The sequence below is a fragment of the Mycobacterium sp. E2699 genome, from assembly GCF_001666745.1.
Lineage (GTDB): Bacteria > Actinomycetota > Actinomycetes > Mycobacteriales > Mycobacteriaceae > Mycobacterium.
Window position 1 is genome coordinate 11,065 of sequence record NZ_LZJH01000100.1, and the last position, 22,992, is coordinate 34,056.

Sequence of the window (22,992 nt, forward strand, 5' to 3'; positions counted from 1 at the left end):
CTGACGACTCACGAGGCCAGCGGTGCCCGGTGCGCGCCGGCCGCGGGCGTGGGCCAGTCCAGCCGCTCCAGGAGGCCGGCGGGTTCTCCGGCGTGCCCGTCAAGCCGTTGCGTGGACGACAGATCCAGCGCCGCCAGCGCGGGCCGGTGATTTCCCCGTTGCGGGATGAGCCCGGGCAGCGGCGCCCGCGCCGCGGGGGGCGTGTCGGTGAGAAACGCACAGGCTGCCGCGACGGTGCGGTGCGCCTTGTCGCCGGCGATCTCCAGCGCCGTGCAGGTCTCGCGCACCGGGTGCGACCGGATCGCCTCCAGCGTGTCGGCCAATCCGTCGTCGACGCGGACCTGATAAGCCGCAACGTAATCCGAGTCGCCGCGCTGCACACCCCGCCAGGTCTCGCGCGCGTTCGGCGCCAGCAGCCGCGGAACGTCGTCGGGCGCGACGCTGCCGGCGTCCCAGCCGATCTCACGGAGGTGGTCGGCCAGCCGGCGCGCGGCCACCTGGGCCGTCTCGGCCAGCGGGATCCGCGACGAGCGCGCCTGCAGCGCCGCCATGTTGTCGGCCGCCGACACCGTGAGCCCGATCCAGGTCTGGCGCCTCGACGCGTCGGATGCGTTGTCGCGGCTGGTGATTCGGATCTTGTCGGCGCGGATGCCGTAGCGGTCCAGGTACTCCGCGATCAGCGGCAGCGGGAGCACATCGGAGTCGCCGAGCGGCGGCCCGAGGCGCAGCAGGGCGGTTACTGCCGTGGCAGAGCCCGATTCGGGTACGAACCCGCTGCTGCGGCGCGACATCGCCAGGCGGCGGCGCAGGATCGTGGTGAGGTAAAGGCCGTGCCACCACGCGAACAACACGATCACGACGGCCGCCGCGACACCGAGTACCCAGTAGTCGCGCGGCGATCGCCAGGGGTACGCCAGCACGGCGGGCACGACGGCCAGCAGCGCCAGCGTGATTCTGCCCCGGCCCGGAATCGGTATCGAGCTGCTCACGGGGTGGTCTCCTTCTTTCGGACGATGGCGGTGATCGCGGCGGCGGCCGCCACGACCAAGGCGAGCGCGGCGGTTCCGGCGAACGCGACCGTCCGCGGTGTGGTGTCCGTGGGGGTGGGCGCGGGCGGAACGGCGACGGGCCTCACCGCGCCCGGATCGGGATGGTTGCCGGTAGGCAGTTCCCACGTCAGCGCGGCCACCGGGTCCACGGCACCGGCGCCGACGAGGTTGGACGGCGCCCGGGCCCCGTTGTGCGCGGTCGCGGTGATGCGCTGGACCACCTGCGCCGCGGTCAGTTGCGGATACTTGCCGCGCACCAGCGCCGCGACGCCCGACACGTAGCCGGCCGCGTAGCTGGTGCCGCTCAGGGCGACCAGGTGCTGGTGCTCGTCGGGCAGGCCATTGGCAAGACCGGCAAGGCCGCCGCCGTCGCGGTTGCTCACCGACACGATGTTTTCGCCGGGCGCCGCGACGCCCACCCACGGGCCCGCCATGGTGAATCTGGATGGCTGCCCGTCCGGCGTCAGGGAGGCCACCGACAGCACATACGGCTGCCACCAGGACGGGATGGAGACCGACGTGACGCCCGCCCAGTTACGCGGGTCGTCCGGACGGCTCAGGTCGGTGAGCTGATTGGATTCGCACGAGGATCCGCCGGCGACCGATCCGGTCGATCCCGTGTTGCCCGCGGCGGCCACGATCACCGCGTCCTTATCCACCGCCGCATACCGGATCGCCGCACCCAGCACCGCCTGATCGACGGTGCGGTCCCAGGGTAGGCAGGTGACCTCCGAGATGTTGATCACCCGGGCGCCCAGATCGGCCGCATGCACGATCGCGCGGGCCAGCGTCGCAACATCGAGGGCCGCCCGCGCCACAAACGGGTCACCGCCCGGCGTTTTCGGCGAGAACTTCGCCGATGTCGCCCTGATCGACAGCACCCGCGCCCCGGGCGCCACCCCCGCGAACCCGTCGTCACCGGGCTGGCCGGCGATGATGCCGGCCACTAGGGTGCCGTGCCCGTCGCAGTCGGTCAGGCCGTCGGTCGTCTCGACGAAGTCGCCGCCGGGGTCGACGTTGGGCAGCCGCTGGCTCGGCCGGACCCCCGTGTCGATGACCGCCACCAGTTGGCCGTCGCCGCGGGAAAACTGCCACGCCGCAGGAAGATTCAGCATCGCCTGGCTGGGCGTCGTCACCGCCGGATCGCTACCCGGGATGACGCCGGAGGTGCTGCACGGGCCGCGCTGTTCCATCGGCTGCCCGGGCCCCGGGGTGCCGCTGGGCGGTGGCACGCCGGGATCCACCTTGGGCTGGTCGACCGCGAACGCCGAGGGACAGGTCCACATCATGGCCGCCAAAACGGCTGTGATACAGGCGAATCCGGTCCGGATCATCGATTGAGCACCCAGGCGAACAGACCGACCAGGTAGGCCATCACCGGGATCAGCGAGGCGTCGAGGCCGGCCGCGACGAAGCCCACCAGCCGCCGCAACGGCAGCGAATAGCTTTCCGGCGAGGCGATGCCCGGGTTCAGCGCCACCACCACCCACACCGAGGACAGCGTGGCGAGCACCACGGCCGCGCCGAGGGCGCCGGCGTACCGCCCGGTCGCGGTGTAGAGCACCACCAGGACGCCGCCGGCCACGAAGGGCTGGGCGAGCAGCCAGGCCTTGCACGCCGCCGAGTCCCAGACCCGGGCGCGCAGGACGGATGTGGCCGCGGTCGCGCCGACCACGTACCAGCCGACGCCGCCCAGCGACTCCGGGCGCAGCGCGACCGCCACCGACCCCAGGACGCTGAGCAACACCGCGGCGGCGATGAACCCCGTTTGATGCGCGTCGCCGATGCGCACCCGCCGCGGCAGGTCCTCGAGCACGCGCAGTGACGGCGCCGACGGGGTGGGATCACCGGGAGCCGGAATGACGGGCAGCGGGAAGCGGGCCCACAGCGCGGACAACGGAGCGGCCTCGACGGTGACCAGGAGGGCGGCCACGATCAGCCCGCAGCCGATGCTCAGTAGCGTTGGATGCCAGAGCAATTCGGCGCCGGCGGCCAGCAACACCCCGGCGCCGACGGTTGCGGTCGTGGTGAAGAACGCGACGACTCGTTCGCGCTCGGCGCCGGGAACCATCAGGGCGATCAGCGACCATGCGGTGACGCCGGCCGCGGCGAGCATCAGGTGCGCCGGCCCGAACCGGCCGGGCACCGCGAGCACCAGGGCGGCGCCGAGGGGCACGAGGGCCGCGATCGTCAGCGCCATTCCGGTGCGCGCCGACCGCGCGGTGGCCAGCAGGCCGACGACCCCGGTCAGTGCCGCGATCACGGCGACCGCGACGAGCCCCGACAGCGCGCCGGTGGCCACCCGGTAGGTGACGCCCAGGCCGGTCGCCAGGAAGGCCACGGCGATCGCCGCCGCCAGCGCCGCACGCCGGATATGCGCTGTGCTCCAGGGCCGCAGCCGTGACGTCGAGAAGATCATGGCGGCGTCGGCGACGTCCTCGACGATGCCCGGCGCGGCGGGCCCGACGGGCACGGGCTGCAGCGCCAGCAGGTCGCCGTCGACGACCCCGACGGTGTCCAGGCTGGCGTCCAGGCTGAACGGTGCGCCGCCGATGGGTGCCAGGCTCAGGTGGGCGGCCGCCAGAGCGTCGAGAGTGTCGCTCGTGTCGCCGTTGGCGGCCGCCGGGGCCGCCAAACGCTTGACCGCGGGCAGGATTTCGCGCAGCGGCAACTCGGCCGGCAGGGCCATCTCGGTCAGCCGGCTGTCCGCGAGGATGGCGACACGGACGATCGGCATGACGGCGCCGGACGTCACTGACATGTTTGTCTCTTCTCTATCTCGTTGCTGCTAGGAAACCTGTGCGGAAAAGTCTCGGGACAATCGCTGCCCGGGGAACCACTGGCCGTCGGGCAGCAGGGCGGTCAGCTGTTCGATCGCGACGGCGATCGCGAAGGGGGTGCCGGGGGCGAAGGTGGAGACCCACTCGCCGTCGAAGGCGCGGGACGGGCAGACCAGGACCCTGCCCGCGGCGGTGTCGACGATGCTCATCCCGACCTCGGTGGTCGAGTGCCGGCCGTCCCGGTGGCAGCCGGCGACAATCTCGACGTAGCTGCGCGGCCCGGAGAACACCGACTCCACCACCGGTCGCGCCGACGCCGGGATACCCAGGTAATCAACGACTTCCGACAGCTCCGCGCCGGCCCGCAGCCGCTCGTCGGCGCGGGCGCCCACTCGCATCGGCATGCTGAACTCGTCGAACCGGGCCGGCGGCCGCTGTGCCAGCCCGGCGCCGAGGATCGGGACCAGGCCCCGCGCGTCGGCGACGTCCATCGCGGTGAAGGTGATCAGCTGCGCGCTGCGCAGCGCGACCACCGTCTTGCCGGTCGTCCCGGCGCGCCGCGCCACGAGGCCGCGCAGCAACTCGGCGGGGGCGCCTTCACCGGTTGTCTTGGCGGGCCCCACGTAGCGCAGGTCCAGCCACCGGTCGGGAAAGCACACCGCCCTGATCCAGTCGGCGACGGCCGGGTTGATGTTCCCGTCGGGCGACACCAGACCCATCCGGGTCAGTTCGGCGCGCCGGCGCTCGAAGAACTCGGCGCGCTCCGTGGCGTCGCGATAAGGCGTGGTGATCGCCAGTACCCACGGAAAGCTGCCCGCCCCAACGCTTTCCGCGATGAACCAGGCGTGATCGACCGTCAGCTCGACGGCGTTGGGTGCTGCGCTCATGCGGCCTGGTCTAACCGCCCCATTTGGCGGCTTCGGCCTGGTCGCGGGCGAGCATGGCGGTGGTGTTGGCCTCGTGGGTGCCCGCCATCGACTGGTAGGCCCGCACCAGGCTGTCCATGGCCTGGTTCCACTGGGCCTGCCACACCTGGTAGGTCATGCCGGTGTCGCCCTGCCAGGCGTTGGACAGCGTGGCCTGCTCGCTGGCGATGTCCGAACCGAGCGCCTGCAGCGTGCCGGCGTAGCCGGACATGTCCGCGGCGTGGCCGAGCATTGCGGGGTAGTTGTACATGATTTGCGACATCGCAAGTCCTTTCGCGGTAGTAGGTCTTCTCAGAACGCGGTGTAGCCGGAAGCGGCGGCGGCGTCGGCGGCCACATACGTGCCGGCGGCGTCGCCGAGGTTGGCCTGCGCGATGTCGAGCAGGGTGTTGATCCGGGCGGCGACCTCCACGAAGCGGGCGTGTGCGGCCTGGAACGCCGCCGACGATTCGCCCTGGTGGAACGCCTGCGCCGACACCGCCTCCTGCTCGGCCTGGCTGATCGTGCTGCGCATCAGCGCGGCCTTGGCGGAAAACGCCGACTGCGCGGCCACCAACTGCGGAATATGAGCGTCCAACATACTCATGGTGATTGGTTTCCTTTCGCTTTCTTAGGGTTTCGGTTGCTCGCTGCGTCGTTACCGGCCGTCGTCTCCCCCTGTCCCCGTCTCGTGATCCCACGTCCCCGGCACCATCGGTACCCGGGGGCCGCCGAACTCGTCGTCGGCCAGCTTTGCCAGCCCGGCCGCGCCTACGGCGGTGTCTTTGTGCGCGGTGCCCGCGAACCCCAGCCTCCGGGCCCCTTTCCCGGAAGCCACCGCCGAGACCAGCTCGTCGGGTTCGTCGCGGGGCGCAACGCCGATGTCGGAATCCATGTCCAGGAACTCGTCGCCGTGTTCGCGCATTGCGGCCCGCCGGCGCCGCCGCGTCCGCGCCTCGGCCCGGGCCGGTGCCGCCGCGCCGGCCGCCGGAATGGTCGCCGCCGGCGCCGTGATGCCGCCGCGCGGGCCCAGCGTCGGCCCCGCCTCGGGGCCCGGACCGCCGCCCAAACCCACCAGATAGGCGAAGTTTCCGGCCGCCGCCGCCCCCGCCGGCGCGGCCGCCGCCCCTGCGCCCGCGGCCCCCACCGAAGCCGGCCCTCCCGCGGGAGCCGCGACCGTCGGGGCCACGCCGGCGACCGGCCACACGGTCGAAGCGGTTGCTGCGAGGGCCGGTGCTCCCGCCGCCCCCGCCGCGATCGGCGCGGCGATCGGCGCGAACTCGCCCAGCGGCAGGGTGATCGAACCCAGGCTCAGGCCCACCCCCAGCGACAGCGCCATGAGCATGGGACCGTACGTGGCGATGGGCGAAATCACCTCGTAGGCGCCGAAGAAAAGCAGCGGCGCGTAGGCCACCAGCGCCGCAACAGGATTCGTCGCGAACGCGGTGATGATCTGCTGCAACGTCCCGACCGGATTCTGCAGCAACGCCGAGAACTGGGCGGCCCCGTCCTCGTAGAAGTTCAGGAAGGATTGCAGCAGTTGCGCAAGCCCCGACACCGGGTTGCTCTGCGCCGCTGAGCCCGGATTCACGATCGTCGGCGCCGGTGTGCTGCGCGGCGCCGATGCCAGCGCCGCGCCGGCGGCCGCCTGGTAGGCGCTCATCGCGGCGGCGGCCTGCACCCACATCCGCACGTAGTCGGCCTCGTTCAGCGCGATCGGAATCGTATTGATCCCAAAGAAATTCGTGGCGACCAGCACGCCGTGGATCATGTGGTTGGCGGCCAGCTCGACCAGGGTCGGCATCGCGGCCAGGGCGCTGGTGTAGGCCGCCGCCGCGACCTCGTGCTGGGCGGCCACGCCGGCGCTGTCGGCGCCGGCCTGCTGCAGCCACACCAGGTACGGCGCGTGCGCCGCCGCGTACCGCTCGGCGCTCGGCCCCTGCCATGCCCCGGCCTGGACCGCCCCCAGCATCCCGTCGAGTTCGGCCGCCGCCGAGGCGTATTCGGCGCTGAGCGAGGACCAGGCACCGGCGGCCGCCAGCAGCGACCCCGGTCCCGGGCCGGCGCTCAGCAACGCCGAGTGCACCTCCGGCGGCTCGGCCAACCACATTGGGGCAAGGGGGGACGTCACTGTCAGCCGGCCGCCATCCCGTAGGTCGCCGCCGCCGCGGCGTCGCCGGCGAGGTAACTCGCGCCGGACTCGCCCACGCCGACGCCGGCGCGGCCCAACTCCTCGACACCCTGCGCGGCGACGGCGGCGTGCTCCTGGCCCTGGGCGCTGAATCCCGCGGCCGCCTGCAGCGACACCGGATCCGCCGCCGGCGGCACCACCGCGGTGATCGCCGGTGCCGCCGCCGCGTGCGCGGCCGCCAGCCGCGCCGTGAGCGCCTCCACGGCCGCGCTGGCCGCGGCCAGCCCCTCGGGAACCACTCGCAACGTCATGACTAACTCCCCTTCTGTTGCGTCTCACCGGACATCACGGTCTCCCCGGCCAGCGGGTTGACCAACTGCACGTACGTCGGAATGTCGCTGTCGCCCAGCAGGATCGCCCGGCCGGCCGGCATCCGGCCGAACCGCTGACCGCGGATCTTGCCGCTGTCCTGCGGATTGCCGGACAGCATCAGCGTGGTCGCCTGCAGGTCGTTGAAGCGGCGCAGCAGCGGGCTCGTCATCAGCGCGTGGGCCGACCCGGTGGCCCGCGCCGTGACGATCACCCGCAGGCCCAGATCGCCGGCCTGTGCCAGCTGCGCGATCAGTGGGGTCCACGGCCGCTGCCCCACGTAGGGACCGCTCATCGCCGGCGCATCGGGTATCTGGTCGACGTCGTCGACGATCAGGTAGTGGGTGTGGCCCTGGTAGCTCCAGCGGGACAGCTCCGCCGGCGACAGGCCCGCCGGTGGCCGCCGGGACTCGATCAGGTTGGCAAGGCCCAGCATCGCGGGGGTGACCCGGTCGATGTTGGCGGTGTATTCGTTGTCGGGGAACAGCGGCTCGTCGACGAGGTGCAGCCGCCGGTCCAGCACGGTGAACGCCACCCGGTCGGCGGTGGAGTGCTCGCGGATGGTGCGGATGAGGTGGCGTAGCAGCGTGGTCTTCCCGGACTTGCTGTCGCCGAACACCATCAGCAGCGGGTTCTGGGCGAAGTCGACGACGACGGGCGCGAGGTCCTCTTCGCGCTGGCCGATGACCACCGACTCCGACCCGCGGTAGAGCGGCCCCAGCCCGTCGGGTGAGAGGTTGGTGGGCAGCAACCGAACCGGCGGCGCGGACACCCCGGGGTAGCGGGCGTTGATCGCGGGGATCTGACCGAGTTCGGGGGCGGCGAACAGGAAATGCTCGGCGGCCATGGTCAATCCGCGGCCCGGCTGGTCGTGCGGGACGCTGTCGGCGGGGCGGCGCAGCGCGCCGGCCAGCCGCACGTTGCTGTCCCGCGCGTCGTGCAGCTTGAGCTCGAGCCGCAGTCCGAGGCCGTCGCGCATGGCCAGCGGCACCTCCAGCCAGCTCGGGGTGGTGATCACCACGTGGATGCCGTAGGCGAGCCCGATGTTGACCAGCTCGGTCACCTTGGCCAGCAAGGGATTACGCGTGTTGAACTGGTCGGTGTTGTCCCGGCCGAATGCATACAGGTTGTCGATGACGAGGAACACCTCGCCGTAGCCGTCGTCGGGCGCCGAACCGTGCCGCTCGCGGAAGGCCTCGCGCCGCTGCCGCGACAGCAGCAGCTGCTCCAGCTCGCCGAAGGTGCGGCGGATGCGCTCGGGCTCCAGCGCCGAGGCGACGCCGCCGACGTGGGCCAGGTCTTCCAGCGCCCGCAGCTGCCCGCCGCCGTAGTCCAGGCAGTAGAACGTGACCTCGCGCGGCGAGTGCAGGCCGGCCGCCGACATGATGAACGTCTGCAGCGCGGTCGATTTCCCCGACTTGGGGCCGCCGTGGATCACCATGTTGCCCGCCGACGAGGTGGCGTCGAACACCAGCGGGTCGCGGCGCATCTCGAAGGGCTTGTCGATCTCGCCGAGCGGCCAGCGCCATTGCCCTTGGGGCACGCCCGCGCGCGCCAGCACCGCGGTCAGCGGGATCGGTTCGTCCAGCGGCGGCAGCCACAGCTGCGGCGCCCGCGGACCGTAGCCCGCCAGCTGTTCGCCGATGGTCGCGATCAGCTTGCGCGGCGGCCCGGCGACCTCCTCGTCCTCACCGGTGGATATCACCGTGCCGTGATCGGGCTCAACCATCCCGGCCGTGAACAGCTTGGGCTCCGGGTTCGAGTGCACCACAAGGGCTTTGGCCGCCCGCGGCGGCTCGTAGATGCCATCGACGTAGGTGCTGCGGAATTTGATCGGGGTCGCGCCGGGTGCGGGCACCAAAAAGCCCACGCCCTTGTGCTCCTTGCCGGATTCGATGTGGTAGGCGTCCTCGACGCCGATGATCTGGCGGGACACGCTGGGGCTGGCCACCTTCAAACCGATTCGGTACGAGGTGTTCTTGTCGATGTCCTTGATCTTGCCCACATCCAGCGTCTGGGACGCGAACAGGATGTGGATGCGGAACGAGCGGCCTTTGCGCGCAACGTAATCGAACAACTCGGCGTATTCCGGGTGGTCGGCCAGCATCAGGGTGAACTCGTCGGCGACCACGAACAGCGTCGGGATCGGCGGCAGGTCGTGCCCGGCGGCTACCGCGTTCTCGTACTCGGTCACCGAGTTGAACGCGCTGCCCTGCACGCGGCGGCCGGCCTCCCGCAGCAGTGTCTCCCGGCGGGCCACCTCGCCGCGCAGCGTGTCGGCGAAGCGGTCGGCCAGCGACTTCTTCTCGGCCATGTTCGAGATCACCGCGACCACCTGCGGGAAGTTCCGGAAGCTGTCGGCGCCGGCCTCCCCCTTGAAGTCGGCGTAGATGACGATCAGCCGGTCCGCCGAATGGGTTGTCAACAGCGACAACAGGATCGACATCAGGGTCTGCGACTTGCCGGAACCGGTCATGCCGATCATCAGGCCGTGCGGGCCCATCCCGCCCTCGGCCTCGTCCTTGAGGTCGAACATCAGCGGCTCGCCCGTCGCGGTGACGCCGATCGGGACGCGCAACTCGTCGTCTCGGCGGCGCGGCGCCCACAGCGTCGGGACGTCGAGCTGCGACGCGTCCGGGATGCCCAGCAGCGTGGTGAACGTCGCGCCGCGGGTCGCCGCGGAGCGCAGGCCGGCGTGCGTCGGGTTGGAGTCCCACCGCGACAGCTGACGGGCCAGGTGGGCCGCGTCGTCGGCGCCGAGCCGGTCCGCGCTGTCGATGTAGGGCTGCCAGCCGCCGGTCTGCCAGCGTTCGATGGTTCCGCCCGCGATCCGCAGGATCGGCTTCTCCGGATCCGAATACTGCTCGCGGTGCGGGGGTGTGGCGGAGCAGTGCACGACGGTGACTCCCGCCCGGCCCGTCGCCAGCGCCGAGGCGTTGAGGTCGAAGTCGGGGTCGTCGACCACGATCAGCAGGTGCCGCAACGCATCCGCGGGCGCACCGGTGAACGCGGGCCGGTCGGCCAGCGCGGGCCGCAGCATCTCGGCCAGCTCGTCGGCGTCGGTCGACAGGAACCGGGCCGGCCCGACGCCGTCGAGCTCGCCGGGAATGTCGGCGTGCGGCAGCCACTTCAGCCAGGACCAGTCCGGGTCCTCCAGGTCGCGCGCGGCCAGCGCCACCCCGAGCACCGTGGGGTCGTGCCACGCCACGGCCTGAGCGATCAAGGCGCGCAACGCGCCCCGCACCTCTTCTTGGGCGCCGAGCACGGTGATCCGGGCGACCCTGGCCAGGTCGATTCCGGTGGGCACGTCGCGGACCGTGCGCTGGGTGTCCAGCAGGCTGCGTAATGCGCTGTGCGACACCGGTTCCAGGTCGATCTCGTCGGCGGTGTCGTTGACCCGCAGCGCGGTCGCCAGCGGCGCCTCGTGGCGACCGGCCCGCAGCACCAGGAAGTCCGGGTCGTGCGGGTCGCGCTCCCACTGGCGGCGCGAGCCGGGTACCGCTGCGAGCGCCGCCGGGTCCGGGTGCGACCACTCGGCGGCCGCGCGCTGCTGGGCGGCCTGGGTGCGGATGTTGTCCCGCACCACCGACAGGTAACGCAGGTAGTCGGCCCGTTCGGCGTCGACCTCCTCGGTGCGGGTCTTGTTGTCGTTGCCGCGGTACAGCGCGGTCGCCGCCAGCAGCAGCACGAACGGGAAGAACAGCGTCTGCGGGGAGATCACCCGCATGCCCGTGGCCACCAGCGCCACCACCATGCCGACGATCAGGATCACCAGCACGTAGGGCATGGCGCGCCGCAGGAACGACGGCGGAACAACCCGGGGCAGCTCCGGCGGCGCCTCGATGGTGATGGTGCCCTTGCGCGTCGTCGGCGGCGCGAGCCGGCGGCGGGCTTCGAAAATCAGTCGGCTCATCGGCCCTCTCCTTGCGCCGCGACCGGGCGGCCCGGCCGGGCATCGGGTACCAGGCCGTCGTGGGCCAGCAGCGCGTCGGCGCGCGACAGCGTCGGGCCCGGCGCGAACAATGACAGCACCGACCACGGGACCGGCACCGCGGGCGCGTTCAGGCCAAGCGCCTCAACCGTTTTCCCGTGCCCGGCCGCGCCGTCGGCCTCGGTGTCGATGCCGTACCGCACCCCGGTGTCGGAGACCCAGAACAACGAGCCGGCCGCCGGTGCCGCCGGTCCGCCGCCCACCGTCTGGGCGAAGTAGCCGGTACCCGGCGCGAGGGCGACACGAGTGGCGATGCCGGCCGAGCCGCCGGCGACCAGGTCCACCGTGCGCACCGCGTCCGGTATCGGCAGCACCGACCCGGACAGCAGGCTCAACGAGCTCGCCGCCGCGCCGGCCGGCTTGCTCCAGTGCGCGCAGGCGACGGGGCTCTTCGCCGCGTCGATCGCGTCGATCTGCCGATCCGGGTAGCGGCCGGTGTCCAGCATCCGCGACACCGGCAGCCTCGCCACGTCGTCGGCGCCCAGCCGCGGCGGTTGGTCCAGCCCATAGGAATTGGAGTTGCGCAGGATCGCGGCGAGCACCGGCGAAATCGGCTGCAGGCCGTCGGGCAACACCGCGTAGTAGCGCAGGGTGCCGGACGAGTTCTGCTCCAGGCCATAGGAGACCACGACCGCGCCGATCGGGGCGGGCACCGAGAAGGGCGCGGGCCCACCGGCATTCGGGATCGGCGGTGCCGTCAGCGCCGGGGACTCGGGGATCGCGTTGAACAGACCTTGCGCGATCGGCCGCGGCCCGGGCACCTGTGAGCCTCCCAGCCCCAGGCCCAACGCGTTCGTCACCGCGTGGTTGGACAGGTCGACCTGGCTGCGCTTGCCGTCCCAGAGCAGCCAGGTGGTGTCGCCCCTGTCACCGGGGAAGTCCACCAGGATCCCCTGGTTGGAGTGGATCGCGGTCGCCCGCGCGCCGGTGCCGTCGGGTGGGCCGGCGATCACCGTGACGCCCGTGCTGTGGGCGCCGTGCGTGGTGCCGCTCACGGCGTCGCACACCGTCCAGTCGGCGTCGTGCGAGGCGTTCTGCACCATGCGCTCCGGGGCGCCCGGGATGCCGATCAGGTTGCCCAGCGGAAAGCGGTCCAGCTCACTGCTTTTCACCGTGGTGGGGTTGACGGGGTGTCCGACGATCAGCCGTGCGGAGGTCAGGTTGAGCACCGGGTGCAGGTCGTCACCGACCCGCACGTACAGCGCGGCGGTCGACCGGTCGGCGAGCACCGCGTTGTTGCCCGCCGACCCGCTGGGCCGGATCAGCGAGAATACGAAACAGCCGGCCAGGCCGGTGACCAGGATGAGCACGCCCATCAGCACCGCGCGGGACTGGGTGCGCAACGGGTCGACCAGCATCCGGGTGTCGTGCAGGGCGATGCCGGAAGCGATCCGGCGCATCACGAAACGCCAGCCGCTCACCTGATGGCGGGTGACGAATCCGCGCCGGTATTCCACCTTGTCGGGGTTGTCGTTGACCGGGGTCCGCGGGGCGAACGAGCGCCGGTCCCCTTCGGGCTCATGGTTATTGGTCGTCATGCCGGCACCGACAGCCCGAGACCGCGCAGCAGCGGCTCCACCGACTTCTCGACGTCCTGGTCGGTGATCGTCATCAGCTCCTCGTCACTGAAGTCCCCGGTTCCGGCGTGCTCCGAATGGTCGAGCCGGAATTCGCGTTCTTCCTCGGAGCGCTCCACGATGTTGCGGACGAACCGGCCGTTGCCCGCGATGTCGAGGTTGCGCCGCGAGATCCCGTTGGCGTCGGGCGTCGACTCCGTGGCCAACTTCGAGAACAGGGCCTCCATGTGGTCCAGCGCTGCCGGCTCGAAGACGCTGTCGCGCTGCTCGGCCATCTTGTGCGCGATCTCCACCAATTCCCCCGGCGTGTAGGAGGGGAAATCGATGTTGCGGGTGAACCGCGACCGCAGGCCCTCGTTGGTGTCGAGGAACTTGTCCAGGTCCGCGCGGTAGCCGGCGATGATGACCACCAGCCGGTCGCGGTCGTTCTCCATGCGGGCCAGCAGGGTGTCGATGGCCACCAGCCCGAAGTCGTTCTTGGCCCCGGTGGCCACCAGGGCGTAGGCCTCGTCGAGGAACAGCACCCCGTCCAGCGCGCTGTCGATGATCGCGTTGGTCTTGGCCTCGGTCTCACCGATGTGTTGGCCGATCATGTCGGCGCGGTGCACCTCGCGGATGTTCTCCCGCTTCAAAAGCCCGAGGCCGCAATAGATCTTGGCGACCACGCGGGCGATGGTGGTCTTGCCCGTCCCGGGCGGCCCGGCGAACACCAGATGATGGGTGCGCTGCGCCACCGCGAGCCCGCGCTGCTTGCGGACCAGCTCCATGGCCACCGAGCTCTTCAGCCGCGACACCTGGTTCTTGACCTCTTCCAGGCCGATGAACTCGGCGAGCTGGCGTTCGGCCTCGTGCAGCAGCGCGGCCTTACGCTCGTGGGCGGCGGGGTCGACGAAGTCCTCGGCGCTGGGCTCGGTCGCCGCGTCCCAGGGGTCGGTGCGCGCGTCGATGCGCGCGGCCGTGGTGGTCACGATCCCGAAGCTGGTGTCGGACAAGGCCTGTTCGACCTGCTCGTTCTCGGGATGGGCCGCGTACAGATCCTGAAGCACTTCGCTCGCCGACTCCTCATCGACGTGCGCGCGCAGCACCAGCCCCTTGGCCAGCGCGCCGTCGACCGCCGCGACCGCGACGGGCCCGTCGGGCTCCTCGAGGTAGGACAGCGCCGGCGCGAACATGCCCAGCCGGGCCAGCGCGGTGCCGAGGGTCACCTTCGCCGCGTGGGAAAACGTCTCGTCGAGATCGGTGTCGTTGACGATCGGGGTCAGCAGCTTGACGACGTCCGACCAGCGCTCGGCGCGGTAGTTGATGACGACGGCGGCCCACCGGGCCTCGCGCCAGCCGGGGCGGCGTTTGATCAGGCCGTCGACGATCTCGTGCGCCTCGGCGAACCGCCCTGTTGCAGCCAGCGCCGCGGCGTGGGCGAGGTGGAAGTCGTCGGGGGTGGCGGCGCGGAACTGCAGGTACAGGCCGGTGTCGTAGCGAAAGCCCAGGGCTCCGGGCGCCAGCTCCACCTGGCGCTGCAGCCGCCCCGCGGTGGCCGCCGTGCGGGCGACGGCTTCCAGCACACGCAGGGAGACGTCGCCGGCGGCGGCCAGCCCGGTCCAGGCGTCGCACTGGTCATGCGCGACGCGCGTCAGCGCCGTGAAACCTGAGCGGGCGGCGTCCAGGTCGGCCGGGCGCCGGCGGTCGTACACGGCGATGCCGAGCGCGCGGCAACAGGTGGCGAACCGGCTGACGACGTCGCCGTCGACCCTGACGTCCGAGCGGGAGCCGACGGGCCGGGCGGAGAGCATGCCCGTGTCACCGCGCTCCACGGCCGCTCCTGTTCATCTACGTAGCCTCCCCTAACCTAACCTGCCTGAAGTTAGCATTGCATAAGCTAACTGTCGAGGCTCCCGAGCCCGTAGGGCTCACCATTCGTGACCCGTTCCACCGCCGTTGACCAGCGTGTTCGTCGGCGAATGGCAAACCGGCGACCATCGGAGCTTACTGAAAATCGTTTTCATTATCAATCCAGGTCCCCGGCACCATCGGTACCGCCGGCCCGCCGCCGAACTCGTCAGCGGGAAGCGTGGCCAACCCGGCTGCCGCCACCGCCTCCCGGCGCTCCGTACCGGCGAAACCCAGGGCGCCCGCGCCGCGCTCGGACGCGACCGCCCCCGCCGCGCCGAAGGCCGGCTCTTCGCCGGTGTCCCACTCCGGGTCGACGAACTCGAACCGGTACCCCCGATGGTGGTCGCGCATCGAAGCCCGCCGGCGCCGACGCGCCCGTTCCTCCTGTCGCGCGGCCGCCGCCGCCGCGGGGGCCGCGACGCTGTCGGGCTCCGGCGCCGTGCGCCTTGCGCCCGCGCCGATCCCGGCGCTGGCCCCCATGGTCGGGCCACCCACCAGATAGGGAAAACCGCCGCCCGCGACGCCCGGGGACGGCGGGGGGGCTCCGGCCGCCGCCGACACCGGCGCCGGCGCGGGGGCCGGCACGGAAGCCGGGGCGGGGGTGATGGCCGGGGCCGTGGCGGCGACGCTGACCGCAGGCAGGCCGCCGGCCGCCGCCATGCCCGGCGCGTCCGGGACGGGGGCGGCCGCCGCGGCGGGGCTCACCGCGGCGGGCTGGATTGCGGACAGCCCGCCCAGGCCCGCGAACCCGCCAAGAAAACCGGCGCCGAGCGGCGCGGTGAGCGCGAGCGGGATGACGGCCTGCAGCTGCGGAAAGGTGGAGAAGACCTCGCCCACGTGGGTGGCCTCGTCCGCGACCAACGCGGGGATGTCGGATTCGATCTGCGCGATGGACTCGCCGGGGTTCTCGGGGAACTCCTCGATGTCGCGGCCCAGCGTCTGAAAGATCTCGAGAAAACGGTTCTCCCACCAACTCAGCTGCGTCGGGTCGCCGGCATCGTTGTCGATGATGTCGCCGCTGTCGCCGGTGTCGGTGCCGTCGCTGTTGTCGTCGGCGGCCAGGATCTGCGGCGCCGGGTCGGTCTGCGGCGCCGACGCCACCGCGGTGCCGGCGACCGCCTGATAGGTCGCCATCGTGGTGGCCGCCTGGACCCACATCCGGACGTAGTCGGCCTCGTTCAGCGCGATCGGGATGGTGTTGATGCCGAAGAAGTTGGTCGCCAGCAGCACCGCATGGATCGCGTGGTTGGCCGCCAGCTCCGGCAGGGTCGGCATCGCGGCCAGCGCCGCGGTGTAGGCGGACGCCGCGGTCTCGTGCCGGGCGGCGGCCGCCGCGCTGTTGGAGCCGGCCCGCATCAGCCAGGCCAGGTAGGGAGCGTGCGCGGCCGCGTACCGCTCGGCGGTCGGCCCCTCCCACGCCCCGGCCTGCACGGCGGCCAGGATCCCGGTGAGTTCGTCGGCCACGGACGCGTAGGTGGAGCTCAGCGAACTCCAACCCGCGGCGGCGGCCAGGAGCCCCCCCGGGCCGGGACCGCTGCTCAACTGGGCCGAATGGATCTCAGGGGGCAACGCCATCCACACCGGCGCGGTCATGGCAACGACTCCTTACCCGATCGGGCTGGACTGAACGACCGCCTGGGCTGTTGGGCGGCGTCGCGAGCCCCGGGTAGTAGTCGGTGGACGGCGGGGAAAAGTTCCCGTCAGGCCTTGACGGCGCTGACCAGGGTGTTGCGGGCGATCATCGGCCCGGCCTCGGTGTCGGGGCCGGGCACCGGCCGGCCGACCTGCCGGAGGTAGTCCGCCAGTGGGGTGCCGACGGCGGTCCAGCCGCGCCGGCCGAACCATTCGGTGGCCGGCGCGTGCCGCTCGTTGTAGACCAGCTGGAAGAACAGGCGCTGATCGCCCTCGGCGGTGGCCGCGCGTTCTTCCTCGACCGCGGCCTCGAACTCGTCCGGGTCGAGCGGGGCGCCGTCCTCGATCGCGACGTGGCTGCCGTGCCCGGCGAGGCCGTCGATGCCGGTGAACAGCTGCTCCTGCGCGGCGGCGGGCAGGTAGATCAGCAGGCCCTCGGCGATCCACGCCGACGGCTTGGCCGCGTCAAAACCGTTGTCGCGCAGGGCCTGTGGCCAGTCATCGCGAAGGTCGACGGCGATCTCGCGGCGCTCGGCGCGCGGTTGGGCGCCGTGGCCGGTCAGCACGTCCCGCTTGAAGTCGAGGACCTGCGGACGGTCCAACTCGAAGATCGTGGTCCCCGCCGGCCAGTCCAGCCGGTAGGCGCGGGAGTCCAGGCCGGCCGCCAGGATGACCACCTGTCGCACGCCCGCGTCGGCCGCCCGGCGGAAGTACTCGTCGAAGTAGCGGGTGCGGGCGCCCTGGAAGTTGACGAAGTGCTCGCCGAAGTCGGGGCTCTTCAGCGGGTGGTCGGGTTCCCTGCCGTCGAGGACGTCGGCGGCGGGACCGCCGACGGCGCGGCAGAACAACTCCGCATACGGGTCGAGGGCCAGCGGGTCGGGCTTCTGCGCCTCCAGCGCCCGCGCGGTCGCTACGAACAGCGCGGTCGAACCGACACTCGTTGTGATGTCCCAGGTATCACCTTCACTACGCACGGAACCGACATTACGCGGCCCAAAAACGCCCAGCCCCTCGCGCAGCACAAATGAAAACGGTTATCGTTCTCCCGTGAGTGTCTTGCGCTTCCGCCCCCTCCGCGCGTGGGTCGCCGCCGCCGGGCTGACACTCGCCGTGGCGGGCTGTTCAACGAATCAGACCACGACCTCTTCGCCTGCTGGGGCCACCAGCGCGCCGGGAGCCACCGGCAGCACCGCCGCCGCGTCTTGCCCGAGCGCCCCGGTCGCTGTCGTGGTCAGCGTGGACCAGTGGGGCGACATCGTCTCCCAGCTGAGCGGCGCGTGCGCAGCCGTCAAAACCGTGCTGGCCAGCTCATCGGTGGATCCGCACGACTACGAGCCATCGCCCGCGGATGCGGAGTCCTTCGCGGGCGCCAAGCTCGTCGTCATCAACGGCGCCGGCTACGACTCGTGGGCCGCCAAGCTGGCCGCCGGCTCCGCCGCCGGTGCCCATGTGGTGAGCGCCGCGGAAGTCACCAAGACCCCGGAGGGCGCCAATCCGCATCTGTGGTACCTGCCTTCGGCGGTGACTGCCGTCGCCGACGCCGTGACCGCCGAATTGAGCAAGATCGACCCCCAAGCCGCGGACTACTTCAGCTCGCGGCGATCGGCTTTCACTTCCGCAATCGCGCCGTACACGGACATGATCGGCAAGATCAAGGCGGGGGCGGCAGGCAAGGCCTACGCGGCCACGGAGACTGTCTTCGACTATCAAGCGCAGGCACTGGGCCTCGTCAACAAGACCCCAAAGGGCTATCAGCGGGCGACTGCCAACGAGACAGATCCGTCACCGGCAGACATCGACGCGTTTCGCACCGCGCTGGGGACGCGAGGCATAGACGTCCTGATTTACAACACCCAGACCGAGGGGTCGATCCCCCAGCAGATCCGTTCGGCCGCCCAACAGGCCGGGGTGCCGGTCGTCGAAGTGACCGAGACCGTGCCACCCGGGCAGACCTCGTTCGAAGGCTGGCAGTGCGCCCAGCTCGTCTCATTGGGCAAGGCGCTCGGTGTCAGTGTCTGACCCCGCCGCCGCCTCGCCCGCGCTGGTGTTCACCGACGTCAGCGCAATCCGCGGCGGGCGGCTCATCTGGTCACATGGCACGTTCACGGTGCCGGCCGGCGGCATTGTCGCCGTCATCGGGCCCAATGGCTCGGGCAAAACGTCCTTGTTGCACATGGTCCTCGGCTTGGTCCCGGCCGCGCGCGGACAGATCGAGGTGTTCGGCCGCCGCCCGGGGCAGGCCAACGACCGCATCGGTTACGTGCCACAGCATTATGCCGAGAGCTCCGGGGAAGCCATCCGCGCCTCCGACGCGGTGATGCTCGGGCTCACCGGGCGCCGATGGGCGTTTGCGCCCAGCACCGCGGCCCAACGGAAGCGAGTCGCTCAGGCCCTGGCCGCCGTCGAGGCCACCGACATCGCCCACCGGCGGCTATCGACGCTTTCGGGCGGGCAATGCCAACGCATCGCACTCGCCGCAGCTCTGGTGGCACAACCGCAGCTGCTGATCCTCGACGAACCGCTGGCGTCACTGGACATTCACAGTCAACGCGACATCGTCGCACTGCTCGCCCGACTGCACACCGAGCTGGCGGTGACCATCCTCGTGGTCGCCCACGACCTGAACCCGCTGCTGCCAATTCTCGACAGCGCGATCTACCTGCTGGACGGGCATCCGCATTACGCGCCGATCCACGAAGTCGTGGACGAAGCGCTGCTGACCCATCTGTACGGCACGCCAATCGAAGTCGCGCACACCCTGCACGGGGAGCTGTACATGAGGAGCACATTGTGACCGCCCACTTCGAGGCCTTGGGCTACCAACCGAATTGGTGGCCGATTCTGACATCGCCGTTCATGGGCAACGCCCTTGTCGGCGGGACTATCGTCGCGCTGGCCGCCGGACTGATCGGCTACTTCGTCGTGGTGCGACAAACCGCTTTCGCCGCACATGCGTTGGCCCACATCGGTTTTCCGGGCGCTACGGGCGCGGTTTTGTTGGGCCTGCCGATCATCGTCGGGCTGTGCGTGTTCTGCGTGGGCGGGGCGCTGGCGATTGGCGCGCTGGGCAAGCGCGCCGTCGATCGAGAAGTGGTCACCGGGACCGTTCTGGCCGCGGCGAGCGGTCTCGGATTGTTCTTCAACTCGCTGGCCACCAAGAGCTCCAGCACGTTAACCAATGTTCTATTCGGAAACCTGCTCGCCATCTCCGACGATCAACTGCTCAGCTTCGCGGTCCTGCTCCTGGTGCTGGGGCTCAGCGTCGGAGTCATCTATCGGCCTCTGCTGTTCAGTTCGGTGAACTCATTGGTTGCCGAGGCCAAAGGCGTGCCCGTGCGTGCGTTGTCCATGATCTTCATGGCGCTGCTCGGGGTCACCGTGACGATGGCGGTTCAGGCCGTCGGGACTTTGCTGTTGTTTGCCCTCGTGGTCACCCCCGCCGCCACCGCGATCATGCTGACCCCGCGGCCGGCAATGGCGATGATCGCTTCGACGGCGATCAGCTTGGGCGCGGTGTGGCTCGGACTCGGCGCGTCCGCCATGTTCAACCTGCCGCCGAGTTTCCCCATCGTCACCATCGCCTGCGTCATCTGGCTGACCGTCTGGATAAGCGACCGCCGTCGGCGCGTGGGCGCCCAAGGCGTAGACGAATCAGCCGGCGCCTCAACCAGACTGACAGCATCATCGGAGCCTCGTTCCGCAACCTCGGGGCTTTGAGGACGGTCAGGCGCAGAGAGGAGTGTCCCGCGTGTCTTCGCCTGCTGGACCGCCGCGGCGACGCTCCACGGCCAAGCAACGAGCCGTGTTGGAGGTCCTCCGGGAGCAGGAGAACTTCCGCAGCGCGCAACAGATCTATCTCGACGTTCGCGGAGACCGCCGGCTGCGGATCGGACTGACCAGCGCCTACCGCATCCTGCGTACGCTGGCCGCCGACCGGATCGCCGAGACCCAGCGCGCCGAGGACGGCGAGGTCCTCTACCGTGCGCGAACCGGGCCCGGTCATTGTCACTATCTGGTCTGCCGGCTGTGCGGCCACGCAGTGGGATTCACCCCCGCCGACATCGAAGAGGGCACCCGCAGGCTGAGCCGCCAGCACCACTACACCGACGTCACACATTACGTCGATCTCTATGGCATCTGTCCGCGGTGCCGAACCGCTCCGGCGTCTCAAGCACCGCCGGCGGACCGTCGACGGCCACCGTAGCGGCGGTGGACTTCTCCACCAGGCCGGCGCTGTCGACGATACGGCGGTCGCCGGCCGGAGCAATCGAGGCAACGGCAAGCCATCAATGAGGGTAATCGTAGGGGTTCGCCGGGGCAGCTATGCGAGTGACCGCGGTGGCGTGCAGGGTGGGGATCTTGGGCGAATTCGGTTGCCTGGGCGGGACTTCACCCTCCACCCGAATCCAGGTGTTGTCGGGTAATCCGGTGGCCAGGGCGGCGGCCGGGCCGCCCAGGTGGATGCGCGCCAGTTGGGCGTCGGCCGCGCAACAGATGATGACGACGCGGCCAAGGTCAACGCCCTGCGCCTCGTTCAGCACAAAGCCGGTCACGGTGATCGGCCGCCCCTTCAGCGAGCCGGTGGTGTCCTGGGCCTCGCGCATCAGCACCTCCGGCAGCGACAGTTCGGGAGCCCTGCCCGGGGGAATCGGCGGAAACGCCCTATTCAGAACATCATTGGACACCGACGTCACCGACGGCGCGGCAGCCGACGGCCTCAGCGCCGGCGGCGTCACGAAGCACAGGGCCACGATGGGGACGACGAGCAGCCACACGATGCCGCGACTATGGGAGTGCCCGTGGTCGTGATCGTCGACCCCTTCCCCGATCCGCGGCCCGCCGCGGCGGATGTCGCCGACCATCGCGACGAGCGCCAAGACGATGAGCAGCACCGCCGATGCGACCAGCCACGGCAGCAGTCCCGGCCTGACGTAACGGGTGAACTCGCCCGTGATCGTGACCATGACGATGCTGATGCCCACCACCAGCAGCACGGTGTTCTCGGTTTCGCGGGTCATCACCTACCACCCAGAACGAACAGCCCGACGCCACAGGCGCATGCGACGGCGACGAGGAACGTGGCGGGGGCGAAGCGGGCCGCGAAAGCCCGGCCGAACATCCCCGCCTGCATTGCGAACAGCTTGACGTCGACGGCCGGGCCCACGACCAGAAACACGAGCCTGGGCAGCAGCGGCACCATGATCATGCTGGCGGCCACGAACGCATCGGCCTCCGAACACAACGCCAGCACCACTGCCAGAGCGGCCATCACCGCCACACCCAGGATCAGGTTCGACGCCATCCGCGTGAACACCCAGCGCGGCACCACCACATGGAGCGCGGCCGCCGCGGCGGCGCCCACTACCAAATACGATGCGGCCTGCAGAAAGTCGTGTCTTGCAGCCTCGGCGAACACCGTCCAGCGCGACTCGGTCCTGGTTCCCGAAGCGGGCAACCGGCGGGTGATCCACTCCGCGCGGCCCCAACGTGACCACAACCAGCCCATGATCACCGCGGTGAGCAGCGACGCCCCCATGCGCGCGACGACCATCTTCGGCGCACCGGGAAACGCCACCGCGGTGGCCACGAGCACCACGGGGTTGATCGCCGGCGCGGCCAGCATGAACGCCAAAGCCGCCGCCCCCGTGGCCCCTCCTTCGCCAAACAATCGCCGCGCCACCGGAACCGAACCGCATTCGCAGCCGGGCAGCGCCGCCCCGCCGACGCCGGCGGCCAACACCGCCACGGCGGGACGACGCGGCAGCCAGCGCGCCAATCGTTCGGGCGACACGAACACCGCGATCAGTCCGCTGACCACCACCCCGAGCGCCAGGAAAGGAACCGCCTGCACGAACACCCCACAGAACACGGTGCCAGCGGTCGACAACGCCGGGCTGAGCGCGACCGCGCTGCGCAGCCGCGTCGCCGCGAATGCGCCGACGAGCAGAATGCCCACCAGCACTTCCATCGACCCGACCCGCAACCTGGGCCGGGTCCTCAGCGTCGCCATCACGCCAGTATGTCAGCGCGCGGCCCACAGATCGGGACCTGCGGACGATGTCTGCGGCAGCTCCCTGAGCTCAGCGAGTCGAGGAGCGATTTATGCGCCGGCACGCCGGGTGTAGGCGCGGCGGATTGACGAGCTCGCAACGTCAACCGTCGCGTCGTTCGCCGTCGCGGCCCCGTTCGGGACCCTCGCCGGCACCGCCCGGGCCCCACGTATTCGGCAACATCGGCATCCGCGGGCCACCGCCGAATTCGTCATCGGCCAGGGTGGTCAAGCCCGCGGCCTCGGCGGCCGCCTTCGTGCGGCCCGTGCCGGCAAACCCCAGCGTTCCGGCGCCCCGGTCGAAGGCCCCTGGCTCGGCGCGGGATCCACCCCGATCCGGGTCCACGTCGACATTCATGTCCATGTATTCGTCGCCGTAGCCGCGCTGCCGCGCCCGCTGCCGTCTGCGCGCTCGCGCCGCCTCCCGTGCGGCCGCCGCGGCAACCGCGGCCCCCGCGGTGTCTGGTTCCGGCGCTTTTCTTTTCGCGCTGGAGCTTGCACTGGCCCCCATTCCGGAGCCGAAGCCGATGCCGGGAGGCCCCACCGCATAGGGAGGGAAGAAACCCGGCGGGCCGGCGGCCGCGGGCGGAGCCGGTGCCGGGCCCGCGGGCGCGGCCTTC

At 71.0% G+C, this 22,992-nt stretch carries 19 protein-coding genes and 1 pseudogene; 4 read left to right on the forward strand and 16 right to left on the reverse strand.

The genetic code is table 11. The annotated features are described in order from the left end of the window. Positions 1–8: 8 nt before the first annotated feature. The 13 genes from eccE to A5696_RS18315 form a co-directional block, all read right to left on the reverse strand. Entirely contained in the window at positions 9–989 is a 981-nt protein-coding gene (gene eccE / locus A5696_RS18255; protein ID WP_082969056.1) for a type VII secretion protein EccE, read from the reverse strand. Then, positions 986–2,383 carry a type VII secretion-associated serine protease mycosin gene (mycP, locus tag A5696_RS18260; RefSeq protein ID WP_067882064.1) on the reverse strand — a complete coding sequence of 466 codons (1,398 nt, stop codon included), beginning with the start codon at positions 2,381–2,383 and terminating at the stop codon, positions 986–988. Before mycP ends, eccE begins: the two co-directional genes overlap by 4 nt. Next, positions 2,380–3,810, reverse strand: a complete 1,431-nt coding sequence (gene eccD, locus A5696_RS18265) for a type VII secretion integral membrane protein EccD (protein WP_156738475.1) — start codon at positions 3,808–3,810, stop codon at positions 2,380–2,382. The genes mycP and eccD overlap by 4 nt, the downstream gene beginning before the upstream one ends. A gap of 27 nt (positions 3,811–3,837) precedes the next feature. Then, the gene (locus tag A5696_RS18270) at positions 3,838–4,716 is read right to left on the reverse strand and encodes an ESX secretion-associated protein EspG (RefSeq protein ID WP_067882070.1); all 879 of its coding nucleotides are present in this window, start codon (positions 4,714–4,716) and stop codon (positions 3,838–3,840) included. 10 nt (positions 4,717–4,726) lie between these two features. Next, positions 4,727–5,017 (reverse strand): WXG100 family type VII secretion target, encoded by a 291-nt coding sequence (locus A5696_RS18275; RefSeq protein WP_067882073.1) that lies wholly within the window; start codon positions 5,015–5,017, stop codon positions 4,727–4,729. 29 nt (positions 5,018–5,046) lie between these two features. Further along, positions 5,047–5,340, reverse strand: a complete 294-nt coding sequence (locus A5696_RS18280; RefSeq protein ID WP_066917492.1) for a WXG100 family type VII secretion target — start codon at positions 5,338–5,340, stop codon at positions 5,047–5,049. A 51-nt stretch (positions 5,341–5,391) separates the two neighbouring features. After that, on the reverse strand, positions 5,392–6,843 hold the full coding sequence (locus A5696_RS18285; RefSeq protein ID WP_067882076.1) for a PPE family protein: 1,452 nt from the start codon (positions 6,841–6,843) through the stop codon (positions 5,392–5,394). Between the two features lie 23 nt (positions 6,844–6,866). Beyond that, the gene (locus tag A5696_RS18290; RefSeq protein WP_067882078.1) at positions 6,867–7,175 is read right to left on the reverse strand and encodes a PE family protein; all 309 of its coding nucleotides are present in this window, start codon (positions 7,173–7,175) and stop codon (positions 6,867–6,869) included. Between the two features lie 2 nt (positions 7,176–7,177). Further along, positions 7,178–11,146, reverse strand: a complete 3,969-nt coding sequence (gene eccCa / locus A5696_RS18295) for a type VII secretion protein EccCa (RefSeq protein ID WP_067882082.1) — start codon at positions 11,144–11,146, stop codon at positions 7,178–7,180. Beyond that, complete coding sequence (eccB, locus tag A5696_RS18300; protein ID WP_067882085.1) at positions 11,143–12,762, reverse strand: type VII secretion protein EccB; 1,620 nt, start codon at positions 12,760–12,762, stop codon at positions 11,143–11,145. Before eccB ends, eccCa begins: the two co-directional genes overlap by 4 nt. Beyond that, positions 12,759–14,612 carry a type VII secretion AAA-ATPase EccA gene (eccA, locus tag A5696_RS18305; protein ID WP_067882089.1) on the reverse strand — a complete coding sequence of 618 codons (1,854 nt, stop codon included), beginning with the start codon at positions 14,610–14,612 and terminating at the stop codon, positions 12,759–12,761. Before eccA ends, eccB begins: the two co-directional genes overlap by 4 nt. A 172-nt stretch (positions 14,613–14,784) precedes the next feature. Next, entirely contained in the window at positions 14,785–16,284 is a 1,500-nt protein-coding gene (locus A5696_RS18310; protein WP_067882090.1) for a PPE family protein, read from the reverse strand. A gap of 107 nt (positions 16,285–16,391) precedes the next feature. After that, positions 16,392–17,297 (reverse strand): class I SAM-dependent methyltransferase, encoded by a 906-nt coding sequence (locus tag A5696_RS18315; protein ID WP_067882093.1) that lies wholly within the window; start codon positions 17,295–17,297, stop codon positions 16,392–16,394. 253 nt (positions 17,298–17,550) lie between these two features. On the opposite strand from A5696_RS18315, the gene A5696_RS18320 reads away from it, so the two are divergent. From A5696_RS18320 to A5696_RS18335, 4 genes are all read left to right on the forward strand, one after another. Next, positions 17,551–18,342: a metal ABC transporter solute-binding protein, Zn/Mn family gene (locus tag A5696_RS18320; protein WP_067882095.1), complete on the forward strand. Its 792-nt coding sequence runs from the start codon at positions 17,551–17,553 to the stop codon at positions 18,340–18,342. After that, positions 18,329–19,117 (forward strand): metal ABC transporter ATP-binding protein, encoded by a 789-nt coding sequence (locus tag A5696_RS18325; RefSeq protein ID WP_067882098.1) that lies wholly within the window; start codon positions 18,329–18,331, stop codon positions 19,115–19,117. The genes A5696_RS18320 and A5696_RS18325 overlap by 14 nt, the downstream gene beginning before the upstream one ends. A 62-nt stretch (positions 19,118–19,179) precedes the next feature. Then, positions 19,180–20,040 carry a metal ABC transporter permease gene (locus tag A5696_RS18330; RefSeq protein ID WP_082969058.1) on the forward strand — a complete coding sequence of 287 codons (861 nt, stop codon included), beginning with the start codon at positions 19,180–19,182 and terminating at the stop codon, positions 20,038–20,040. Positions 20,041–20,071: 31 nt separating this feature from the next. Further along, positions 20,072–20,527 carry a transcriptional repressor gene (locus tag A5696_RS18335; protein WP_082969057.1) on the forward strand — a complete coding sequence of 152 codons (456 nt, stop codon included), beginning with the start codon at positions 20,072–20,074 and terminating at the stop codon, positions 20,525–20,527. A gap of 82 nt (positions 20,528–20,609) precedes the next feature. Here the strand turns inward: A5696_RS18335 and A5696_RS18340 are convergent, their stop codons facing one another. From A5696_RS18340 to A5696_RS28035, 3 genes and pseudogenes are all read right to left on the reverse strand, one after another. Further along, positions 20,610–21,341: a TIGR03943 family protein gene (locus A5696_RS18340; protein ID WP_067882107.1), complete on the reverse strand. Its 732-nt coding sequence runs from the start codon at positions 21,339–21,341 to the stop codon at positions 20,610–20,612. Continuing rightward, positions 21,341–22,333, reverse strand: coding sequence for a permease (locus A5696_RS18345; RefSeq protein WP_067882110.1), 993 nt, complete (start codon positions 22,331–22,333; stop codon positions 21,341–21,343). Before A5696_RS18345 ends, A5696_RS18340 begins: the two co-directional genes overlap by 1 nt. Positions 22,334–22,475: 142 nt before the next feature. Beyond that, positions 22,476–22,992: pseudogene (locus A5696_RS28035) on the reverse strand (hypothetical protein); the annotation flags it as partial.